The organism is Aeromonas sp. R2-1 (assembly GCF_040908425.1).
GTDB classification, from domain to species: domain Bacteria; phylum Pseudomonadota; class Gammaproteobacteria; order Enterobacterales; family Aeromonadaceae; genus Aeromonas; species Aeromonas caviae.
Map to the genome: position 1 here is coordinate 133,298 of NZ_JBFODR010000015.1, position 21,306 is coordinate 154,603.

The window sequence follows — 21,306 nt, forward strand, 5'->3', positions numbered from 1 at the left end:
CCCCGACAGGGGCGGCCTTTTTCATGGGCGTGTCCCAGAGACGAAAGAACAAGCCCCGCATCGGCGGGGCTTGAGTCTCCGTCACTATGTGGCGCTTAGCCTATGGTCATCAGGCTGGCGTTGCCACCGGCGGCGGCGGTGTTGACCGAGAGGGCGTGCTCGATGAGCAGGCGCTCCAGCGGGATGTCGGTCTCGCCGCGATGCAGGCCGTGCACACCGATGATGGCGCCGTTACGGGCTGCCTGGCGCGCGGCGGCGAGCTTGCTCACCTCCCGCAACTGATCCGAGTCGCCGTGGTGCAGCAGGGCATCGAAGTCCGTCTCCCCCGTGGCCCAGTCCGCCACCAGCGCGATGGGATCCCGCACCTCGGTCGGCAGGGAAGAGAGCAGGGAGCGTCTCTGGGCATCGTCCGGCAGCAACACCTGGCTGCCGACCGCCAGACAGGCGGCCAGCTGGGCCAGCAGGTCGGCCTTCTCCTGGGCAAGACAGAGCACCCGTTCCCGGGGCAGCAGGCTGTAGCTGTTGCGCTCGCCGGTGGGGCCGGTCAGCAGCTGGGTACGGCCGCTCTGGGAGAGCGCGGCGTAGTGATCGCACAGGGCGGCGAGGGCCGGATCCTGCTTGCTCGCCCAGTCGCGCAGGGCCACGAGGGGGGCTTTCGCCTCGGCATGCAGGGCACCGGACTCCTGGTGCAGCTGGTTGGCCACCGCCTCCTGGGGACGGGCGCCGAGCAGGCGATACATGTAGAGCGGGCCACCGGCCTTGGGACCGGTGCCGGAAAGCCCTTCCCCACCGAAGGGTTGCACCCCGACCACGGCACCCACGATGTTGCGGTTGACGTAGAGGTTGCCCACCTTGGCCACGTTCACCACCTGGGCGATGGTCTCGTCGATGCGGGTATGGACACCCAGGGTCAGGCCGTAGCCGCTGCCGTTGATCTGCTCGAGCAACTCCCCGAGCCGGGTGCGCGGGTAGCGGACCAGGTGCAGCACAGGGCCGAACACTTCGCGTCCCAGTTCGTCCAGACTGTCGAGCTCGATCAGGGTCGGCAGCACGAAGGTGCCGCGGCTGCAGGCATCCCCCTGGGTGCGGGCGATCTGGTGCACCTTGCGCCCCTTGTCGCCCATGGCCTTGATGTGGCGCTCGATGTTGGCCTTGGCCTCGGCGTCGATGACGGGGCCGATGTCGGTGGAGAGGTGCTCGGGGCTGCCGACCTTGTACTCGGCCATGGCGCCCTTGAGCATCCGGATCACCCGATCCGCCACGTCATCCTGCACGCACAGCACTCGCAGGGCGGAGCAGCGCTGACCGGCGCTGTCGAACGCCGAGGAGATGACATCCATCACCACCTGTTCGGTCAAGGCGGAAGAGTCGACGATCATGGCGTTCTGGCCGCCGGTCTCGGCGATGAGGGGAATGGTGCGGCCCTGGGCGTCGAGGCGACCGGCCAGGTTGCGGGAGATGATGCCCGCCACCTCGGTGGAGCCGGTGAACATGACGCCGCGCACCCGTTCGTCCGCGATGAGCGCCGCACCCACGGTCTCACCACGGCCCGGCAGCAGTTGCACCGCTCCGGCGGGTACCCCCGCTTCCAGCAGGATGCGCACCGCTTGTGCCGCGATGAGGGGGGTCTGCTCGGCAGGCTTGGCCAGCACCGTATTGCCGGCGGCCAGGGCCGCGCACACCTGGCCGCTGAAGATGGCCAGCGGGAAGTTCCAGGGGCTGATGCAGACCACGGGGCCGAGCGGCCTGTGGGTGTCGTTGGCGAAGTGGTTGCGCGCCTGGGCGGCGTAGTAGCGCAGGAAGTCCACCGCTTCGCGCACCTCGGCGATGGCGTTGGCGAAGGTCTTGCCGGATTCGCGAACCAGCAGGCCCATCAGGGGTTGCAGTTCGGATTCCATCAGATCGGCGGCCCTGTCCAGCACGGCGGCCCGCTCGGCTGGCGGGGTGGACTGCCAGATCTGGCCGCTCGTGAGGGAGCAGGCGAGCGCCTTGTCCACCAGCGCTACCGTGGCTTCGCTCACCTGACCGACGACATCGCGGTGATCCGCCGGGTTGAGCACGGGCTGGAACTGGGTCGGCGCCTCGGTGTCGCAACCCAGCATGGGCACGGCCTGATAGGCGGTGTTGGTGCTGGCGAGCAGGGCGGCGGAGAGGGACCCCAGGCGGTGCTCGTTCGCGAGATCCAGACCTGCGGAGTTCGGGCGCGCCTCGCCGTAGAGATCCCGGGGCAGGGGGATGCGCGGATGGGGCAGACCCAGGGTCCCTTCACGGGCGGCCATCTGCTCGATCTGCTGCACCGGATCCTGCACCAGATCCGAGAGGGAGATGTTGTTGTCCGCGATGCGGTTGACGAATGAGGTGTTGGCCCCGTTCTCCAGCAGGCGGCGCACCAGGTAGGCGAGCAGGGTCTCGTGGCTGCCTACCGGTGCATAGATGCGGCAGGGGCGACCCAGCTTGCCGTCGGCCACCTTGCCGACCACCTGTTCGTAGAGCGGTTCACCCATGCCGTGCAGGCACTGGAACTCGTACTGACCCGGGTAGTAGTTCTGACCCGCCAGCTGATAGATGGCAGACAGGGAGTGGGCGTTGTGGGTGGCGAACTGGGGATAGATGGCCTCGGGCACCGCCAGCAGCTTGCGGGCGCAGGCGAGGTAGGAGACGTCCGTGTAGGGCTTGCGAGTATAGACCGGGTAGCCTTCCAGCCCTTCCTGCTGGGCGCGCTTGATCTCGCTGTCCCAGTAGGCGCCCTTCACCAGACGGATCATCAGGCGGTGACGGCTGCGCTTGGCGAGATCGATGACGTAGTCGATCACATAGGGGCAGCGCTTCTGGTAGGCCTGGATGACGAAACCGATGCCGTTCCAGTCGGTGAGGGACGGATCGAAGCAGAGCTTCTCCAGCAGATCGAGGGAGATCTCCAGGCGATCGGCCTCCTCGGCGTCGATGTTGATGCCGATGTCATACTGCCTGGCGAGCTGGGTCAGGCCCAGCAAGGTGGGGTAGAGCTCCTCCATGACGCGATCGTACTGGGCGCGGCTGTAGCGCGGATGCAGGGCGGAGAGCTTGATGGAGATACCCGGCCCCTCGTAGATGCCGCGACCGTGGGAGGCCTTGCCGATGGCGTGGATGGCCTGCTCGTAGGAGGCCAGATAGCGTTTGGCGTCCTCCTCGGTCAGGGCCGCTTCCCCCAGCATGTCGTAGGAGTAGCGGAACCCCTTGCTCTCCATGCCGCCTGCGTTCGCCAGCGCCTCGGCGATGGTCTCGCCGGTGACGAACTGTTCACCCATCAGGCGCATCGCCATGTCGACGCCCTTGCGGATGAGCGGCTCACCCCCCTTGCCGATGAGTCCCTTGAGGGAGCTGTTCATGCCCGCCTCGTTGTGGGTGGCCACCAGCTTGCCGGTGATGAGCAGACCCCAGGAGGCCGCGTTGACGAACAATGAGGTGCTCTGGCCCAGGTGCTGGCTCCAGTTGCCGCCGCTTATCTTGTCGCGGATGAGGGCATCCCGGGTCGCCTTGTCGGGGATGCGCAGCAGCGCCTCCGCCAGGCACATCAGGGCCACCCCTTCCTGGGAGGAGAGGGAGAACTCCTGAAGCAGCCCCTGGACCAGGCCCTGACGGCCGCTGGCGCTCTTCTGGTTGCGCAGCTTCTCGGCGATGCCCATGGCCAGCTTCTGGGTCGCGTCAGCCTTGTCCTTGGGCAGACGGGCCTGCTCCAGCAGCATGGGGACGGCTTCGGTCTCGGGGCGGCGATAAGCCCCCGTGATGGCGGCCCGCAGCACGGACTGGGGCAGAATGCTCTCGGCAAACTCGAGGAAGACCTGGATGCCCTGCTCGGTCAGGGTCTCGACGGCCTCTTCCCCGGCGGCGGCAGCCAGCCCGGAGTGCTCGGGCGGGGTCAGACCGCGATCCAGTTGCTCCAGATAGGTGAAGATGGCTTGCTTGATCAGCCAGTGGGGAGTGCGATCCAGGGTCTGCGCAGCCTGTTTGAGGCGGTCGCGGGTCGCTTCATCGAGTTTGACGCCGAGGGTGGTAGTGGCCATGGGACTTCCTGTGTCTAGAAGGTAACAATATTACCGGACGGTTAAATTTCGCCGATGATGGTGCAACTAGGTGCAACCTTCAAGCAAGAAATTTTAATGTATTGGTTACATTGTTGAATTCTTCCATGAATCCGGTCTCCATCAGACTCCTTTCAAGCCCGCCGCTTGTCCGCTTTTCACAGCATTATTAATGGGTTGGCAATGCATCTTATGAATGCCTATATGAGGTGCAACCCACTGCAAATCGGGTTGCACTTTTGCGTGTTCGACCGAACCTGGGTTGTGAGTGCGGCTCCCCCGTGCGCAGAAGGGAGCGGAGCGCCACCTGACAGAGCCCCGTGCTCTTCTATGCTGTTAGCTGGCCACAGGGGCCAGCTATCGGTGACAAGGAGAAACCCATGGCGCGTGTCAGTACCTATCTCAATTTTGCCCGGGAGACGGAGGCTGCCTTCCTCTTCTATCGCGAAGTGTTCGGCGGTGACTTCAGCGGCCCCATTCACAGGTTCAAGGAGTCCCCGGGCTGCCCGGGCCAGCCCCCTTTGTCGGAGGAAGACGGGGAGCTGGTGATGCATGTGGCCCTGCCCATCCTCGGGGGCCACGTGCTGATGGGCACGGATGCTCCGGCCAGCATGGGGTTCACCCTGGTGCAGGGCAACAACAGCTACCTCAACCTGGAGCCGGACAGCCGGGGCGAGACCGATCGCCTGTTCGCAGCCCTGGCCGAGGGAGGCAGGGTGGAGATGCCGCTGGCGGAGATGTTCTGGGGTGACTATTTCGGATCCCTGGTGGACAAATTCGGCACCCACTGGATGTTCAACTGCCAGAGCAAGACTTGACGGCAGATCTGCAATGAAAAGGGCGCCATGGCGCCCTTTTCATCTTTGTTGCCCATCACTGTCCCTATTTGCTGCGCCCCGCCACCTGCGCTGGTATGCCCCGGGCATGGGATTGCCGTGCGCTGCGCGGCCTTATGGCGTGTGGCCCACCATGTCAGCGGGATCACCCGAGCATGGGATTGCCGTGCGCTGCGCTGCCTTATGGCGTGCGGCCCACCATGTCAGCGGGGATCACCCAGGCATCGAATTGCTCCGCGCTGAGGTGGCCAGAGGCAATGGCCGCCTCCCGCAGACTCAGCCCCTGATGGTGCGCCCGTTTGGCGATCTCGGCCGCCTTGTCATAGCCGATATGGGGGTTGAGGGCCGTCACCAGCATCAGGGAGCGGGAGAGCAGATCGTTGATCCTGGCCTGGTTCGGGGTGATGCCGACGGCGCAGTGGTCGTGGAAGCTCTGCATGCCATCAGCCAGCAGCCGCACGCTCTGCAGGACGTTGTAGGCGATCATCGGCCTGAACACGTTGAGCTCGAAGTTGCCGCTGGCACCGCCGATGTTGATGGCCACATCGTTGCCCATCACCTGGGCGCAGAGCATGGTGAGGGCCTCGCTCTGGGTCGGGTTGACCTTGCCGGGCATGATGGAGGATCCGGGCTCGTTCTCGGGGATGAGCAGCTCCCCCAGCCCGCTGCGGGGGCCGCTCGCCAGCCAGCGTACGTCGTTGGCGATCTTCATGAGGGAGGCTGCCAGCGTCTTGAGGGCACCGTGGGCGTGAACCTGGGCGTCACTCGCCGCCAGGGCCTCGAACTTGTTGGGGGCGCTGATGAGCGGCAGACCGGTCTGCTCGGCCAGGGTTCTGGCCACCGCCTCGGCAAAGCCGGGAGGGCAGTTGAGGCCGGTGCCCACGGCGGTGCCGCCGAGCGCCAGCTCGCACAGATGGGGCAGGGCGGCCCGTAGATGGCGCTCCCCCTGTTCAAGCTGGGCGACCCAGCCGGAGATCTCCTGGCCCAGGGTGAGGGGAGTGGCATCCTGCAAATGGGTGCGGCCAATCTTGACGATGTGGTCGAAGGCGGCGGCCTTGCCTGCCAGGGTCTGCTTCAGGGCAGCGAGGGTCGGCAGCAACCGCTGCGTGATGGCGGTGACCGCCGCCAGGTTCATGGCGCTCGGGAAGACATCGTTGCTGGACTGGCTCTTGTTTACCTCGTCGTTGGGATGCACCAGCCGCGCTTCCCCCCGGGGGCCGCCGAGCAGTTCGCTGGCCCGGTTTGCCAGCACCTCGTTGAGGTTCATGTTGGTCTGGGTGCCGGAGCCGGTCTGCCACACCATCAGGGGAAACTCGGCGTCGTGCAGGCCGCGCAGGATCTCGTCGGCAGCGGCCATGATGGCCTGGGCCTTGCGGGCGGGGAGCAGCCTCAGGGCGTGGTTGACCCGGGCGCAGGCGGACTTGATGCGGGCCAGGGCATGGATGATCTCCATGGGTTGGCGCTCCCCCGAGATGTTGAAGTGATGCAGGGAGCGCTGGGTCTGGGCCCCCCAGAGCCTGTCCGCCGGGACGGCTATCTCCCCCAGGCTGTCCCGCTCCATCCTGATATCCATGACGTGTCTCCTGCCGTTGAGGTGGTGGCACCCAGCATGAACCCAAACGGCTGCCGGAGCCAGCTTGCACATGGATACGCTTTGTATATAATAAGTAAAGCTTACTATATGGGTTGCATATCATGAACAAACAACCGGACACCCTTGGCTTTCTCATCGGCGACGTCCAGCGCCTGATGCGCCGCCAGTTCCAGCAGCAGCTGGAGGGAAGCTGCCTCACCCTGGCCCAGGCCAGGGCTCTGGTGCACATTGCACGCAGCGAGGGCATACGCCAGGTGGATCTCGCCGAGCGGCTGGACATCCAGCCCATCACGCTGGCGCGCCAGCTCGATCAGATGGCCGACAACGGTCTGGTGGAGCGGCGCAACGACCCCAACGACAGGCGTGCCCATCAGCTGTTCCTGACCGAGGGGGCGGAACCCTATCTCGAGAAGATCAAGCAGGCCTCCGCTGTGGTGCATCAGCACGCCATCGGTGAGCTGGGGGAGGCGGGCACCCGCGCCCTCTGCGACGCCCTCAAGACCTTGCGCGACAATCTATCGAAGTATTGATCTCATCTTTATCAGCATTGAATGTGGAGTGTTTCTATGAATGCCGAATCTTCCCCTCCCCAAACGCCGGTGACGAACCGCCGCCGGACCCGTCTGCTTCTGCTGGTGGTGGTACCGGCCCTGGCCCTGCTCGGCATAGGTGCCATCTACATGCTGGGTGGCCGTTATGTCGAGACCGACAACGCCTATGTGAAGGCGGACAAGGTGCCCATCAGTACCGAGGTGCTGGGCCGGGTGGCCAAGGTCTATGTGAATGAGAACGAGCAGGTCAAGGCCGGTCAGCTGATGTTCGAGCTGGATCCCGAGACCTTCCAGGTGGCGGTAACCAAGGCCGAGGCGGAGCTCGCCAAGGTGCGCACCGATCTGGTGGCGCTGCAGACCAGTTATCGCGGCCAGCAGGCGGAGATCGCCGTGGCACGCACCCGCCATGCCTATGCCCTGAAGGAGGAGCATCGCCAGGCGGATCTGGTGGCCAAACACTTCACCTCCACCGCCAACTATGACGATGCCCGTCAGCTCACCATACAGACCGCCCAGCAACAGGTGGCGCTGGAGGAGGGGCTCAAGAAGATTGAAGCCTCCCTGAACGGCGACGTCAACCTGCCGGTGGAGCAGCAGCCCGCCTATCAGGAGGCCGCCGCCGAGCTCGCCAAGGCCAAGCTGGATCTCGCCCGCACCAAGATCTACGCCCCCGCCAACGGCATCGCCAGCCAGCTGCCCAAGCCGGGCCAGTACAGCATCGTCGGCATGACCGCCATGATGCTGGTAGAGACCGACAGCCCCTGGATAGAGGCGAACTTCACCGAAACCGAGCTGACCCATGTTCAGCCGGGGCAGGAGGTGGAGATCAGCCTGGACACCTACCCGAATGCCCATTGGCACGGGGTGGTGGAGAGCCTGAGCCCGGCCACCGGCTCCGAGTTTTCGGTGATCCCGGCCCAGAATGCCACCGGCAACTGGGTCAAGATCGCCCAGCGAGTCGCGGTGCGCATCAAGCTGGACGAAATGGCCTCCGGGCCTACTCTGCGCGCTGGCCTGAGCGCCATCACCAAGATAGACACCGGCCACAAACGCAGCCTGCTGGGCTGGTCATTCTGAGGTTAATATGACGACGCAAAGCCATCAGGGGGTGGATCAGAGCTCCCGACGTGGCTTCATCACCCTGTCGGTGATGTTGGCCACCATCATGCAGGCGCTGGACACCACCATCGCCAACGTCGCCCTGCCCCATATGCAGGGGGCCATGGGCGCCACCCAGGATCAGATCTCCTGGGTGCTGACCTCCTACATAGTCGCGGCCGCCATCTTCATGCCGCTGACCGGTTTCATCTCGGCAAGAATTGGCCGCAAAAGGCTGTTCATGTGGTCGGTGGCGGGCTTTACCGTTGCCTCCATGTTGTGCGGCGCGGCCCAGAGCCTGGATCAGATAGTGCTGTTCCGCCTGCTGCAGGGGATCTTCGGTGCCAGCCTGGTGCCCCTCTCACAGGCGGTGCTGCTGGACACCTATCCGCCTGAGAAGCACGGCTCTGCCATGGCGCTCTGGGGGATAGGGGTCATGGTGGGTCCCATCCTGGGGCCGTCGCTGGGGGGCTGGCTCACCGAGTACTACAACTGGCGCTGGGTCTTCTACATCAACCTGCCGTTCGGCCTGCTGGCCTGGTTCGGGCTTGCCGCCTTCATCGAGGAGACGAAGATCGATGCCAGCCGCCGCTTCGATCTGCTGGGCTTCGCCCTGCTGAGTCTCGGCATAGGGGCATTGCAGATGGCGCTGGACAGGGGGGAGTCACAAAACTGGTTCGCCAGCCCCGAGATCGTCATCGAGACCATCCTGATGGTGATGGCGTTCTACCTCTTCGTGGTGCATATCTTCACCCACCCGCACCCCTACATAGAACCGGCCCTGTTCCGGGATCGCAACTTCAGCGTCGGTCTGCTCTTCATCTTCATCGTCGGCATCATCTTGCTGGCGACCATGACGCTGCTGCCTCCCTTCATGCAGGGGCTGATGGGTTACCCGGTGATCGACGTGGGTTACCTGCTCGCCCCGCGCGGGGTGGGCACCATGGTTGCCATGATGCTGGTGGGCAGGCTGTCGGGCCGGGTGGACGCCCGTTACCTCATCCTGTCAGGGCTGCTGCTCACCAGCTTCTCCATGTGGGAGATGACCCTGTTCAACACGGACATCGGCAGCTGGGACATAGTGCGCACCGGCATCATCCAGGGGCTGGGGCTCGGCTTCATCTTCGTGCCCCTCTCCACCATCACCTTTGCGACCCTGGCGCCGCGCTATCGCAACGAGGGGACGGCGCTGTTCAGCCTGGTGCGCAACATCGGCAGCAGCATCGGCATCTCGGTGGTGATCACCTATCTGGCCCAGCGATCCCAGATGAACCACGAGGCGTTCGCCGCCTACATCACCCCGTTCAATGTCAACCTGCATCAGGGCGGGGGCATGGCGGAGCTGATGACGCCGAAGGGGCTGGCCATGATCAACGGCGAGGTGACCCGGCAGGCCAGCCTGCTCGCCTACCTGCAGGATTTTCGCCTGATGATGTGGGTCAGCCTGTGCGCCGTGCCGCTGGTGGTGTTGCTGAGGGCTCCCGGGCGCAGCGGCTCTCGGGAGGAGATGGCCATTCTGGAGTGAATCACGAAGGGGCGAGCAACAAAGAAAGAGGGATGGCGCAGGCCATCCCTCTGTCGTTTGGCAGGATCAGCGTGCCGGCGTGAAGGGGGTGAGCGCTGCCAGAGGCGCAGCGTCCCCGTATTCCCGGACGGGCTCGCCGTGCTTGAAGATCTTGAAAGTCTCGCCCCGGGCGCTCCAGTATTCGATGCTCTCGCCGCCGATCTGCAACAGGCTCGCCTCGCGCAGGGCCACCACGGATTCGCTCGGGTTGATGGCGCAGAATTCGGCCAGACGCTCGTCCCGGGTCTCCCCCATGTGGCCGCTGATGCTGGCGTCCAGATAGTGGGGGTTGATCTGCACGGGGAAGAGCCCCAGCGCAGGCAGCACCACGGCGCTGCACACCGGCATGTCGTTGGTGGTGCGGATGCTGGGGGTGGCCACGTTGCAGCCGGCGCTCCAGCCCACATAGGGCACGCCCCGCTCGCGCACCGCACGCTGGATGGGGACCACCAGACCATACTCGTGCAGCCGCTGGTTCAGGAGCCAGGTATTGCCGCCGCTGATGAAGATGGCGTCGGCCCGGTTGATGGCATCCACCGGATCGTCGAAGTGATGGATGCTGATGGCGTCCACCCCCAGACTCTCGGTGAGCTCCCGGGCGCGGGCATCCCAGTCGCTGCGGATCACCGCGTAGGGGATGAGCAGGATGCGCTTGACCTGGTTGCGAGCGAGCAGGGTTTGCACCCGGTCGCGGGCCCAGCCGAGCAGGCCGGGGTGTTCTGTGGTTTTACCGTTGCTGAGCAGAAGCAGTTCCATGATGTGTCCTCGAAACAAGGCGCAGGACCCGGGCGATCCTGGTGAAGAGAAGAGGGCACTCTACCGCCATCGAAGCGCCAAATGTGTGATCTCGGCCCGTTTTGTACGGTTGCAGGCCACTCAGGGGTGTTCGTTCACCTGCGCGTAGCGCAGCAGCATCTCGGCGAGGGAGTTCACCGCCAGGCGTTTCATCAGGCTGGCGCGGCACACCTCGACGGTGCGCACCGAAATGCAGAGATCCTGCGCTATCTGCTGGTTCTTGTGGCCCCGGGCGATGAGCTGCAACAACTGGCGTTCGCGCGGGGTGAGGCGCTCAAAGGCGGCCAGCTGGGCGAGGCGGGTGGCCGCCGCCTGCGTCGCCTGCTCGGCCCGCTCGATGGCGGCGAGCAGGGGGGCCAGCTGCACCGGTTTTTGCAAGAAATCCACCGCCCCCAGCTTGAGGGATTCCACCGCCAGTGGGACCTCGCCGTGGCCGGTGAGAAACAGGATGGCGATGGGGCTCTGGGCCGCCTTCAGCCGCTGCTGGACCTCGGGGCCCGAGAGCCCAGGCATGCGGCAGTCGAGGATGAGGCAGGCGGGCTGGTGCAGATCGACCTCGGCCAGGAAGCGCTCGCCATCGGCAAAGCTGAACAGCTGCCGCTCGTCGCAGCTCTCCAGCATGAATCGCAGGGAGTCGAGCACGGCCTCGTCGTCATCGACCAGATAGAGCGGGGGGCGGGAGGGAAACGTCATCTCAGTTCCTCGGCATGTCGGTGGATGAAGGGAGGGTTTCGGGGGGCGGCACGGGCAGGGTGACCCGGGCCAGACAACCGTGGGGGCTCAGGTTCTCCAGGCTGAACTGGCCGCGATGGCTCTCGACCACCTCCCGGCAGATGGCCAGCCCCAGCCCCATGCCGTCCGGCTTGTCGCTGTAAAACGCCTGCTGCAGTTCGGTGGCGGGGACCCTCAGGCCGGCACCGTTGTCGCAGATCTCCAGCAGCAGGCTCTGCGCCTCGAAGGCGATCAGCAGCTCGACCCGGGCAGGCTCCTGTGCCGGTGCTTGCGTAGTGGGGTGAGTAGGGGAGTGAACAGCGGGGCGCGCACTCTTAGCTGCCCTCTGCGCCGCTCTCTTCGCTGCACTCTCGGCGCCATTCTTGATGAGGTTTACCAGCAACTGCTCCATCCCGGTGCCGTCCAGAGGTAACGGGCGTGGCTGGCCCCGCCAGTGCAGGGTGAAGGCGACGTCGAGCGGCGCCAGCATCTGCTCCAGCAGGGGGTGCAACTCCGCCACCAGGGTGGGCAGGTCGCAAGGCGCGAAGCGGGGAGGGCGCTTTTGCAGCCTGGCTCTGAGCCGGTTGACTGTCTGGGTGATGCGCTGGACCTGGAGCCCTATCTGCTCCAGGGCCTGACGCAGGGAGGCCTGGGCGGCAACCTGGGCCGGATCCTGTGCCAATCTGTCCAGTCGCAGCAGTGCCCCCTGGCTGTAGTTGGCGATGGCGGTCAGGGGCTGATTGATCTCGTGGGCCACGTTGGCGCCCAGCTCACCCAGTTCGGCGAGTCGTCTGGCCTGTGCCAGCTGGCGTCCCTTCTGCTCAAGCTGGTGGCGGGCTTTGAGCAGCCGGCGCTGGCTGCGGTTGAACAGGTATTGCAGTAGCAGGTGGTGGCCCCCCAGCAGCAGTACCAGCGCCAGGGCGCCCCAGCCCCACTGTTGATGCTGGCGCAGCCAGTGCCAGGCCGCTTGCCACCAGGGGCCCTGCAGCGGGTGGCGATCCAGCGCCTTGAGCAGGCGGTCGATGGCAAGCTCGCTGGTGGGCACGGTCCAGCCCGCCGAATCGGCGGCGATGGCCGCCTCGCTATCAGCGGGCAGAGCGTACAGCGCGCGGGTCACCGCCAGCGCCAGCGCGGGGGAGGCCCGCTCTGTCTTGGCGAAGGACCAGTTGGGGTAGAGCCGGGTCGAGCTCTGGCAACCAAAGCCGGCCGGCGCCTGATCATCCAGCACCCGAAACGCTCCCCTGGCGACCTTGCCTTCCCGCTCCATGCGCTCCAGCTGACACACCGGCACGATGGCGGCGACCACCTCCCCTGCCGTCAGCCGCTCGATGAGCCGGTCCAGCGGAAAGCCGGTGAACTGCACGGTGGAGAAGAAGCGCTCCAGCCGAACTCCCTGTTCGCCCGCCTCGAAGCGATAGGCGAGGTAGCCGCCGAAGGCGTTCTCCGAGACGGCGGCGACCGCTTGCCCCTTGAGGTCACGCCAGTGTCGGTAGGGGGTCTGGGCAGGCACCACCAGGGCGGCGCCGATGGCGAGGTTGTCCCCCCCGGCCGGACTCTTGAGGGTGGCGAGCCAGGCCAGCGGATACTGGCGCGCCAGACTCACCGACTGGCCCGGGTTGGTGATGACGAAATCGAGGTGCTCGCGGGCGACGGCCTCGGCCAGTTCATCGAGCCCCAGCGGATGCAGCACGAAGCGATGGTCGGGCACGCGCTGTGCCAGCCAGCGCAATAGCGGTTGCCACTGGGCTCTGGCTAGGGCCGGGCCACGGGTTGCCAGCACGCCGATGCGTATCGGTTCGGCCAAGGCCTGCACCGGCGCGGCCTGGGATGGTGCGGGTTGCTGCCGGGCCGGCGCTGGCGAAGAGGGAGTCGGGGCGGCCTGCACCCGCAGCGGCAGGGCTGACAGGGCGAGCCAGAGCAGCAGGCTGAGCAGGGACAAGGGAACTGGGGCGTGCAGGGGGCTCTCCTCTCGGTGCAAAGGGGGCAGTCTATCACCGGGACGTGCGCTTGCATGCGAACGGGGGCCGGGAGGGGCGGCAAACGCCGCCCCGGTCACAGTTCAGCAGGGCTGGGCCATTTTTTATTGCGCTGGATCAACCCGGCTCCCGGTATGTGGAAAACCACAATAGAGGCGACTTCCTGCGTTGAGGACAATCGGCCCAACCCCTTTCAAGCCAGCTCAGCAGAAGGAAAGACGCCATGGAGCCCAGCAAGCGCCGATTGTTATCCGGGATCGCCGCCCTCACCGCAGGGGCGGCCCTGATCCCCGTCACCCAGGTTCAGGCGCAGTCCGTTCCCGCGCCCCGCAACGGGCGGGCGGCCATCAGCCGGGGGGATGGCCGCAAGCGTTACGGCATGCTGATCGACCTGCGCCGCTGCGTCGGCTGTCAGGCCTGCACCGTGGCCTGCACCATCGAAAACCAGCCTCCACTCGGCCAGTTTCGCACCACGGTGAGCCAGTACGAGGTGAGTGACGTGGCCGCCCTCGAGGCTCCCGCCTCCCTCTTGATGTTGCCAAGGCTCTGCAACCACTGCGCCGAGCCCGCCTGCCTCGATGTCTGCCCCACCGGCGCCACCTTCCAGCGGGACGACGGCATCGTGGTGGTCAACAACGACTGGTGCGTCGGCTGCGGCTACTGCGTGCAGGCCTGCCCCTATGATGCCCGCTTCATCAACCACGAGACCAACACCGCCGACAAGTGCACCTTCTGTGCCCATCGGCTGGAGGCGGGGCTCTTGCCCGCCTGCGTCGAGAGCTGTGTCGGCGAGGCGCGCATCATAGGCGACTTGAACGATCCCAAGAGCCGGATAAGCCGCTTGCTGCGCGAACACGAGCCGGCGCTCAAGGTGCTCAAGCCGGAGGCCAATACCCAGCCGCGGGTCTTTTATCTCGGTATGGACGAGGCCTTCGTCAGCAAGGTCGACGGCAACCCGGCCCTGCGCACCCTGCTCACCGACGATGGCAAGGAGATAGCCCATGGTCATTAACGAACTGCTGGCCCCGGCTCAGCCCATCACCTGGCTGCCCTGGGCGGTGCAATATTTCTTTCTGATCGGCCTCGCCTACGGGGCCCTCTGGCTCGGCGCGTTTGAGCTGTGGCGCAAGGCGCCGGATCCGCGGCTGCAGACCCTGGCGGCGGTGCTGATGGTGGCGGCCGGTCTGGTGGCCCCCATCGCCCTGACCGCGGATCTGCACCAGCCGGCCCGGGCCTGGCACTTCTACGCCCAGACCCGCTTTGGCTCCGTCATGTGGTATGGCGCCTATCTGCTGCCGCTGTTCAGCCTGCTCTCCATGCTGCTCGGCTGGCTGCTGCTAAGGCCTGCCCTGGCCCGGCGCGGCGCAGAAGGGGACAAGATAGCCCGCTTTGCCAGGCTGCTCTGCCTGGGAAGCTGGTCGGGGCACGTCTGGCAGCGGCCCCTTTCCCTGCTGGCGGCCCTGAGCGGGCTCAGCATCGCCCTCTACACCGGGCTTGAGACCATGGCGGTGGCGGCGCGCCCGCTCTGGCATACCCCCTGGTTGCCCTGGCTGCTGACCCTGAGCGCCGTGCTGGGGGCCCAGAGTGCCCTGCTGCTGCTCAACCGCTTGTTGGCGGGCTGGCATGCCCAGACCGAGTCGACCCTGCTGCGCCAGAGTGGCTGGACGTTAGGCCTGCTGGCGCTCTCCCTGCTGGGCTGGGCCCTGTTTGGCGGCGCCTCGGCGGCAGAGGCCGCGGCCCTCTATCGGCTCGATCCGAGCTGGCGGCTGGCGGCCCACTGGCTGTTGCTGACCCTGGGGCTGGCCGGCCTGCTGATGCTGGTGCGGCCAAGGATCTCTGCCCGCCTGGCACTCTGGGGGCTGGGGCTGTTGGGGCTGCACCTGGTGTGGGGCCTGCGCTGGCTGGTGCTCATTCAGGGGCAGCTCGCACCCAAGTACGGGGCCGGCGTCTACCTCTATGAAATCGCCTGGGGCCCGGCCGGTGTGCTCGGCATTCTCGGCACTTTCGGTCTGCTGCTGGCCCTGCTGGTGGCCCTCTCGGAGCTGGTGCGCCCCTCTGTTTCCCCCGCCATCAAGGCATCCACAACTTTTGCAGGCGAGGCACTCTGATGGATCACAGCAAACGCAAGTTTCTCAAGGGCGCCGCCATTGCCGGCGGCACCGGGCTGTTCGTCGCCGGTTACAGCGACACCCTCAAGCAGGTGGCGAGTGGTCTTGCCACCGGCAGCTCGGGCAAACCGACCCGGGATCCCATCCATGGCAACTCGCTGGCCGTGGAGTACAGGGTTGATGAGCAGGGGGAGTTGCATCCCAGCCCGGCCCAGCGGGTTGCCAACACCATGTGTCTTGGCTGCTGGACCCTGTGTGGAGTGCGGGCCCGCATCGACAACGAGCGCGACCAGATAGTGCGGATCCTGGGCAACCCCTATCACCCCCTCTCCGCCCGGCACCACATCGACTTCAAGACCCCGGTCAAACAGGCGCTGCTCGCAACCAGCGGCTACCAGGAAGGGGGGCTGGACGGGCGCTCCACCGCCTGCGCCCGGGGCAACGCCATGCTCGAGCAGCTCGACAGCCCGCAGCGGGTCACCCGCTGTCTCAAGCGGGTGGGGCCCCGTGGCAGCGGTCGCTGGCAGAGCATCCCCTTCGAGCAGCTGGTGGCCGAGGTGGTGGAGGGGGGGGATCTGTTCGGCGAGGGCCAGGTTGAGGGGCTGCGGGCCATTCGCAACCTCGCCGAACCGCTCGACCCGGCCAACCCGGAGTACGGCCCCAGGGCCAACCAGCTGCTGGTGAGCAACGCCTCGGACGAGGGGCGGGATCACTTCATCAAGCGCTTCACCTTCAACAGCTTCGGTACCCGCAACTTCGCCAACCACGGCGCGTATTGCGGCCTGTCGTTCCGGGTCGGGGCCGGCGCCCTGCTGGACGATCTGGAGAAGAACGCCCACCTCAAGCCGGACTGGGACGAGAGCGACTTCCTGCTGTTCATGGGCACCTCGCCCCAGCAATCGGGCAACCCCTTCAAGCGCCAGTCCCGTCAGCTGGCGGCTAACCGGGCGCGACCGGGCAAGCCGTTCTCCTACGTGGTGGTGGCCCCCAGCCTGCCCAACACGGTGAACATGCCCTCCGCCCCCGCCAACCGCTGGCTGCCCATCCGCCCTGCCACTGATTCCGCCCTGGCCATGGCCATGCTGCGCTGGATCATCGACAACCAACGCTACGCCGAGCCCTTCCTGACGGCACCCCATGCAGCTGCCGCCGAGCGAGCCGGCTATCGCGGTTTTTGCAACGCCAGCCATCTGGTTGTCTGCAACGAGGGGCATCCGCGCTTTGGCCAGATGCTGCGGGCCAGCGATCTTGGCTTGCCTTTTGAGGGGGAAGCCTATGGAGAGGGGGACGCCATGCTGGTAGAGGAGGCGAGCAGCGGCGAGCCGAGACCTGCCGGCCAGTGTGAGCGGGCCAACCTCTGGGTGGATCGCACCATTCAGGGCCCCAAGGGGGCGTTCGCGGTCAAGAGCAGCTTCCAGCTGCTGGCCGAGGCGTGCCGGGAGCACTCTCTCGCGCAATACAGCGCCGAGTGCGCCGTGCCGGTGGCCGACATCGAGGAGCTGGCGCGGGAGTTCACCAGCCACGGCACCCGGGCTGCAGTGGTCTCCCACGGCGGCACCATGAGCGCCAACGGCTTCTACTCGGCCTGGGCCATCATGATGCTCAACGTCATGATCGGCAACCTCAACGCCCGGGGCGGCGCCGTGGCGAGCGGCGGCAAGTTCGATCCCTTCGGGGCGGGGCCGCGCTACGATCTGGCGAGCTTCCCCGGCATGGTCAAACCCGCCGGGGTCTTCCTGTCGCGCTCCAAGTTCCCCTACGAGAAGACCTCTGAATATCGGCGCAAGCGCGAGGCGGGTCAGAATCCCTATCCAGCGCAAGAGCCCTGGTTCCCCATCTCGGGTCCATTGCTCGGCGAACACCTGACCGCGGCGGTGAACGGTTACCCCTACCGGCTCAAGGCCTGGATCAACCACATGGGCAATCCCCTCTACGGCCAGGCCGGGCTCAGCAAGGCCATAGGCGAAGAGCTCAAGGACCCTGCCGTGCTGCCCCTTGTGGTCAGCATCGACAGCTTCATCAACGAGTCGTCGGCGCTGTCGGACTACCTAGTGCCGGACACCCTCACCTACGAGTCCTGGGGCTGGGCCACCGCCTGGCACGGGGTGATGACCAAGGTCTCCACCGGCCGCTGGCCTATCGTGGAGCCAAGAGTCGCCAAGACTGCCGAGGGGGATCCGGTCTGCATGGAGTCCTTCTTTATCGCGGTGGCCAAACGGCTGGGGCTGCCGGGCTTTGGCGAGGGGGCGCTCAAAGGGGCGGATGGCAAGCTGCATGCCCTGCATAAGGCGGCGGACTTCTCCCTCTACGGGGCGGCCAACGTCGCCTATCTCGGCGAGCCGGTGCCACCTATCGGGCCTGAGGATCTCGCCTGGTCCGGGGTGGAGCGGATCCTGCCGGTGCTGAATGCCACCCTGAGTGCGGAGGAGGCGGGCCGCGCCGCCTATCTCTTCGCCCGTGGCGGGCGCTTCGAGCCGGCGGCCAAGGGGCGCGATGACGCGGGTCAGCCAAGCAAGCGCTGGCCCAAGCCGCTGATGGTGTGGAACCCCGAGGTGGGCAGCCGCCGCCACAGCCAGAGCGGGCAGTTCCTGAGTGGTACCCCGCGCTTCTTCCGTCCCCAGCTGGCGGACGGCACGCCGCTCAATGAGGCGTTCAAGCCGGCCCAGTGGCCGCTGCTGCTCACCAGCTACAAGTCCCACACCATGAGCTCCATGAGCATCGGCTCGGATCGCCTGCGCCAGGTGAACCCCAGCAACCGGGTGCGGCTCAATGTGCAGACGGCGGCGCAGCTGGGCATCGAGAGCGGGGACAGGGTGCGGGTCAGCACCCCGGATGGGAGCGTGATCGGGGTGGCCGAGTGCGTGGCCGGGGTGCAGGCCGATGCCATCGCCATCGAACACGGCTTCGGCCACAAGGAGCTGGGGGCGCGGGAACACTGGATAGACGGCCAGAAAGTGGTCGCCAATCCGCTGCGCGGAGCCGGAGTCAACCTCAACGATCTGGCGGTGCTGGATCCGAGCCGCCACGGCCGCTACCCCCTGGTGGACTGGGCCATCGGCTCGTCGGCCCGCCAGGGGCTGCCGGCCCGGGTGGAGAAGCTGGTATGACAAACCAATGAAAACGGGGCCTGCGGGCCCCGTTGCTTATCTGCTCTGCGTCACTGTCACAGTGTGACGTCGACCCACACCAGGCGGTGATCCGAGCTGACTCCCTTGGCGATGCCCAGCTTGGCGTCATACACCAGGTGGTAGCCAGGTTCGAAGCTGGCCGGCCAGAACACGCCGGAGGCGACCGCGTTCAGGTTGGCGGAGGGCAGCACGTGGTCGAGCTGCAGGCCGCTGCTGCTGGTGATGCGCTCCGGGGTGGGGCGGTTGTTGTTGCGCTTGCACTGATCCGGCTGGCTGGCGAGGCACTCGGGGCCGCCCTGGCTGACCGGGATCAGGGCGCCGTTGGTGACGGCCTGATTGACCAGCACATGGTTGTGCAGCGCCTGAATGGCGGTGAGATCCCCATCGCCAATCTGGGGATCGGCGTTGAGATCGCCGGCGATGACGAACCTGGCGCCCTCGGCCAAGCCACCGGCCTTGCCGGCGTCATCCACCATGTAGCCAGCCCCTGCCACATAGTCCTGCCAAAAGGCTATCTCCGCACGGTTGCGTTTGACGTTGTGGCGCGCCGCGTTGCCGAAGATGGGCGGAGTCGGGTGGGAGATGAGGAGGTGGACCACCTCCTCCTTGTTGCCGCGCTTGATGCGCACCGGCACGTCGGCGTGGTTCTTGGACGAGAGCGGGAAGGCCTGCCAGGCGGCGTCGTCATACCAGGCATCGCCGCACTGGCGGCCGGCCGGGATCGGCGCCTTGGCATTGTTGCAGTCGTCGATGACGGGGTTCGCTTCGCCCGGCATGTCTTTCCACTTGAATTTCTGGAAGGTGCGGGTCTGCTTGGTATCGATGGGGTACTGGGACATCACGGCGAAGGCGTACTGGCCGTGGTAGTTGCCAAAGCCCCAGGTGTCGTCCGGCCCGTTGTTGACCTTGCCGTCCAGGTTGAGGTCATGGCCGCTCATCAGGCCGGTGTTGGTGGCAAAGTTCTGCAGCACCGGGTAGCTGATGGCCTTCACTTCGTCGTGCTGGGCGTGGGACAGGTAGTTGTCGTTGAAGGCGTTGAGGTCCGTGGTGTCGCTGCCCTTGCCGTCATTGTCGAATTCGTTGAGCAGGAACACGTCCGGCCGGGTACGCTGGATGATTTCGGCGATGTTGCGGATCTGCTGCACGTCGAGGGCCTTGGTCTTCTCGGCGCCGCTCAAGGTGCCGTCGGCGAGGCGGGCCAGCAGGGCATCCTGCTCGGTGCGGGTCAGGGCGAGCTCTTCCCCCAGCATGCCGGGTGCAGTGCGATCGAAGGCGAGATTGAAGGTGGCAAAGCGAACCATGGCGGGCCTCGGCGTCAGTGTGGCCGGGACAGCCTGCCATCTTTGGCAGGAAAATGGCAGCACCCTGCCGAATTTCATGGGAAAGGTGCCCGGGTTTCCCCCGTGACACGCAAGCGCCCGGCTCAGGCCCAGCGGGAGAGAGGGGAGGGAATGGCGTAGGCGTAGCCCTGCTGGTAGTCGCAGCCCAGCAGGTTCGCCACCTCGATATGGGCCTGGGTCTCCACCCCCTCGCACACCACGGCCATGCCGAGTCGTTGCAGGTATTTCACCAGCCCCGTCAGCATGTTGAGGGCGTGGCTACTGCGCGTAGCCTGAAGCAGCAGGGAGCGATCCAGCTTCACAATCTCGTAGGGGAGCATCATCAGGCGCTGGAAGTTGCACGCCAGAGAGCCGAAGTCGTCACAGGCGATGTGGGCGCCATGGGCCCGCAACACCTCGATCATTTCCCTGTGCTGGTGCTTGATCCTGACGTGTTCCAGCACCTCGAACCAGATGTTGATCCCCAGCTTGCGGGCCTGGAGCAGCACCAGCAACAGCAGATTGCGGTAGGTGGGGCTGGAGAGCGCCGGATTGAGGTTGATGGAGAGTGCATAGGGGCCTTTTTGGGCGAGCACGGGCAGATCGCGCATGATGGCCCTGAGCATGACGATATCCAGGTGCAGGGCATCATCCTCGCCGAGGGCGGCAAAATCGATGCCCTGATAACCCTGGCTATCGGCATCCCAGCGCCTGGCCAGCACCTCATACCCCTTGACTTGACGATCCTGGCCGATGATGGGCTGATAAAAGGGGACGACGATATCCGCCATGTTGGCCATGGCACTCACGGGATACTCTTCTTTGAACGCAAACATGGTTCTCACCTGACGGGAACATGGTTACGCATCATACAGGGAGGGTCTAAACGGAGGCTGTAGGAAGAGTCTGATAATGGGCCCTGTTTGGGTGTGGGCAGGATGAGAGGGGGTCAGGGAAGAGCATGGCCCTGTGCAGGTGCGGCGCCAGCCAGGGGGGCTGCGTGCATGGCCTGGGCAAGCCAGGACCAGTCGAGCATGGGGGAACCCGCCTTGAAGCGCTGATAGGCACATCCCTGGCGGATGGTCAGGAAGAGGGTGCTCGGCAGGCCGAGGCGGTTGAGGTAACGCACCATCACGTCTCCCTGGTAATCCCGCAGCCGCAGTTGCAGCTCGGGCAGTGTCAGCCCGTGCTCGCGACCCGTTTCATCCCAGATTTCAAACATCTGTGTGCACTCCTTGCGACATGAGGCTCCACTGTTTCTAAAAAGTGCGGGGAGAGCAATTGTCAGATCTGACAGCGCCATATGGATTCTATCCAGAAAAGCGAAAACCCGGCGCGAGGCCGGGTTGTCTGAAGGATGGTGGAGGGAGAAGGATTCGAACCTTCGAAGGCAGAGCCGTCAGATTTACAGTCTGATCCCTTTGGCCGCTCGGGAACCCCTCCACAGGGGCATTGCATATTGTGTTCAGGAAGATGGTGGAGGGAGAAGGATTCGAACCTTCGAAGGCAGAGCCGTCAGATTTACAGTCTGATCCCTTTGGCCGCTCGGGAACCCCTCCACGGGG

General features: G+C 65.7%; 14 protein-coding genes, 2 tRNA genes and 1 pseudogene. 7 read left to right on the forward strand and 10 right to left on the reverse strand.

Annotation, left to right across the window (positions count from 1 at the left end; genetic code table 11):
• Nucleotides 1-95: 95 nt before the first annotated feature.
• On the reverse strand, nucleotides 96-4,043 hold the full coding sequence (gene putA / locus AB5Y80_RS03775; protein WP_368172530.1) for a trifunctional transcriptional regulator/proline dehydrogenase/L-glutamate gamma-semialdehyde dehydrogenase: 3,948 nt from the start codon (nucleotides 4,041-4,043) through the stop codon (nucleotides 96-98).
• Nucleotides 4,044-4,441: 398 nt separating this feature from the next.
• Here putA and AB5Y80_RS03780 point away from each other — a divergent pair, with 398 nt between their 5' ends.
• Nucleotides 4,442-4,879 carry a VOC family protein gene (locus AB5Y80_RS03780; RefSeq protein WP_039040057.1) on the forward strand — a complete coding sequence of 146 codons (438 nt, stop codon included), beginning with the start codon at nucleotides 4,442-4,444 and terminating at the stop codon, nucleotides 4,877-4,879.
• A 199-nt stretch (nucleotides 4,880-5,078) separates the two neighbouring features.
• On the opposite strand, the gene fumC is transcribed toward AB5Y80_RS03780, so the two are convergent.
• Nucleotides 5,079-6,470 (reverse strand): class II fumarate hydratase, encoded by a 1,392-nt coding sequence (fumC, locus tag AB5Y80_RS03785; RefSeq protein WP_323941847.1) that lies wholly within the window; start codon nucleotides 6,468-6,470, stop codon nucleotides 5,079-5,081.
• A gap of 122 nt (nucleotides 6,471-6,592) precedes the next feature.
• Between fumC and AB5Y80_RS03790 the strand changes: the two genes are divergently transcribed.
• From AB5Y80_RS03790 to AB5Y80_RS03800, 3 genes are read left to right on the forward strand one after another with little or no spacing between them, the layout of a single operon-like run.
• Complete coding sequence (locus AB5Y80_RS03790; protein WP_039040059.1) at nucleotides 6,593-7,021, forward strand: MarR family winged helix-turn-helix transcriptional regulator; 429 nt, start codon at nucleotides 6,593-6,595, stop codon at nucleotides 7,019-7,021.
• Nucleotides 7,022-7,057: 36 nt separating this feature from the next.
• Nucleotides 7,058-8,119 (forward strand): HlyD family secretion protein, encoded by a 1,062-nt coding sequence (locus tag AB5Y80_RS03795; RefSeq protein WP_041214625.1) that lies wholly within the window; start codon nucleotides 7,058-7,060, stop codon nucleotides 8,117-8,119.
• Between the two features lie 7 nt (nucleotides 8,120-8,126).
• The gene (locus tag AB5Y80_RS03800) at nucleotides 8,127-9,665 is read left to right on the forward strand and encodes a DHA2 family efflux MFS transporter permease subunit (protein WP_048208249.1); all 1,539 of its coding nucleotides are present in this window, start codon (nucleotides 8,127-8,129) and stop codon (nucleotides 9,663-9,665) included.
• A gap of 66 nt (nucleotides 9,666-9,731) precedes the next feature.
• On the opposite strand, the gene pepE is transcribed toward AB5Y80_RS03800, so the two are convergent.
• The 3 genes from pepE to AB5Y80_RS03815 form a co-directional block, all read right to left on the reverse strand.
• The gene (gene pepE, locus AB5Y80_RS03805) at nucleotides 9,732-10,460 is read right to left on the reverse strand and encodes a dipeptidase PepE (RefSeq protein ID WP_103260730.1); all 729 of its coding nucleotides are present in this window, start codon (nucleotides 10,458-10,460) and stop codon (nucleotides 9,732-9,734) included.
• Between the two features lie 120 nt (nucleotides 10,461-10,580).
• Nucleotides 10,581-11,192, reverse strand: coding sequence for a response regulator transcription factor (locus tag AB5Y80_RS03810; protein ID WP_277856185.1), 612 nt, complete (start codon nucleotides 11,190-11,192; stop codon nucleotides 10,581-10,583).
• Nucleotide 11,193: 1 nt separating this feature from the next.
• Entirely contained in the window at nucleotides 11,194-13,149 is a 1,956-nt protein-coding gene (locus AB5Y80_RS03815; RefSeq protein WP_323941850.1) for a PhnD/SsuA/transferrin family substrate-binding protein, read from the reverse strand.
• Between the two features lie 260 nt (nucleotides 13,150-13,409).
• On the opposite strand from AB5Y80_RS03815, the gene dsrO reads away from it, so the two are divergent.
• From dsrO to AB5Y80_RS03830, 3 genes are read left to right on the forward strand one after another with little or no spacing between them, the layout of a single operon-like run.
• Nucleotides 13,410-14,198 (forward strand): sulfate reduction electron transfer complex DsrMKJOP subunit DsrO, encoded by a 789-nt coding sequence (gene dsrO, locus AB5Y80_RS03820; RefSeq protein WP_042649144.1) that lies wholly within the window; start codon nucleotides 13,410-13,412, stop codon nucleotides 14,196-14,198.
• Nucleotides 14,188-15,294 (forward strand): NrfD/PsrC family molybdoenzyme membrane anchor subunit, encoded by a 1,107-nt coding sequence (nrfD, locus tag AB5Y80_RS03825; RefSeq protein ID WP_323941852.1) that lies wholly within the window; start codon nucleotides 14,188-14,190, stop codon nucleotides 15,292-15,294. The genes dsrO and nrfD overlap by 11 nt, the downstream gene beginning before the upstream one ends.
• Nucleotides 15,294-18,401 carry a tetrathionate reductase subunit A gene (locus AB5Y80_RS03830; RefSeq protein WP_368172531.1) on the forward strand — a complete coding sequence of 1,036 codons (3,108 nt, stop codon included), beginning with the start codon at nucleotides 15,294-15,296 and terminating at the stop codon, nucleotides 18,399-18,401. Before nrfD ends, AB5Y80_RS03830 begins: the two co-directional genes overlap by 1 nt.
• A 56-nt stretch (nucleotides 18,402-18,457) precedes the next feature.
• On the opposite strand, the pseudogene AB5Y80_RS03835 reads toward AB5Y80_RS03830, so the two are convergent.
• From AB5Y80_RS03835 to AB5Y80_RS03855, 5 genes and pseudogenes are all read right to left on the reverse strand, one after another.
• A pseudogene (locus tag AB5Y80_RS03835) lies at nucleotides 18,458-19,763 on the reverse strand (endonuclease/exonuclease/phosphatase family protein).
• Between the two features lie 82 nt (nucleotides 19,764-19,845).
• A complete protein-coding gene (locus tag AB5Y80_RS03840) occupies nucleotides 19,846-20,577 on the reverse strand; it encodes an EAL domain-containing protein (protein ID WP_323941856.1) in 732 nt (243 codons plus the stop codon).
• 113 nt (nucleotides 20,578-20,690) lie between these two features.
• The gene (locus AB5Y80_RS03845; RefSeq protein ID WP_010673275.1) at nucleotides 20,691-20,963 is read right to left on the reverse strand and encodes a hypothetical protein; all 273 of its coding nucleotides are present in this window, start codon (nucleotides 20,961-20,963) and stop codon (nucleotides 20,691-20,693) included.
• 136 nt (nucleotides 20,964-21,099) lie between these two features.
• Nucleotides 21,100-21,184: transfer RNA gene (locus AB5Y80_RS03850), tRNA-Tyr, on the reverse strand.
• 31 nt (nucleotides 21,185-21,215) lie between these two features.
• Nucleotides 21,216-21,300 (reverse strand) — tRNA-Tyr (locus AB5Y80_RS03855).
• Between the last annotated feature and the right edge of the window lie 6 nt (nucleotides 21,301-21,306).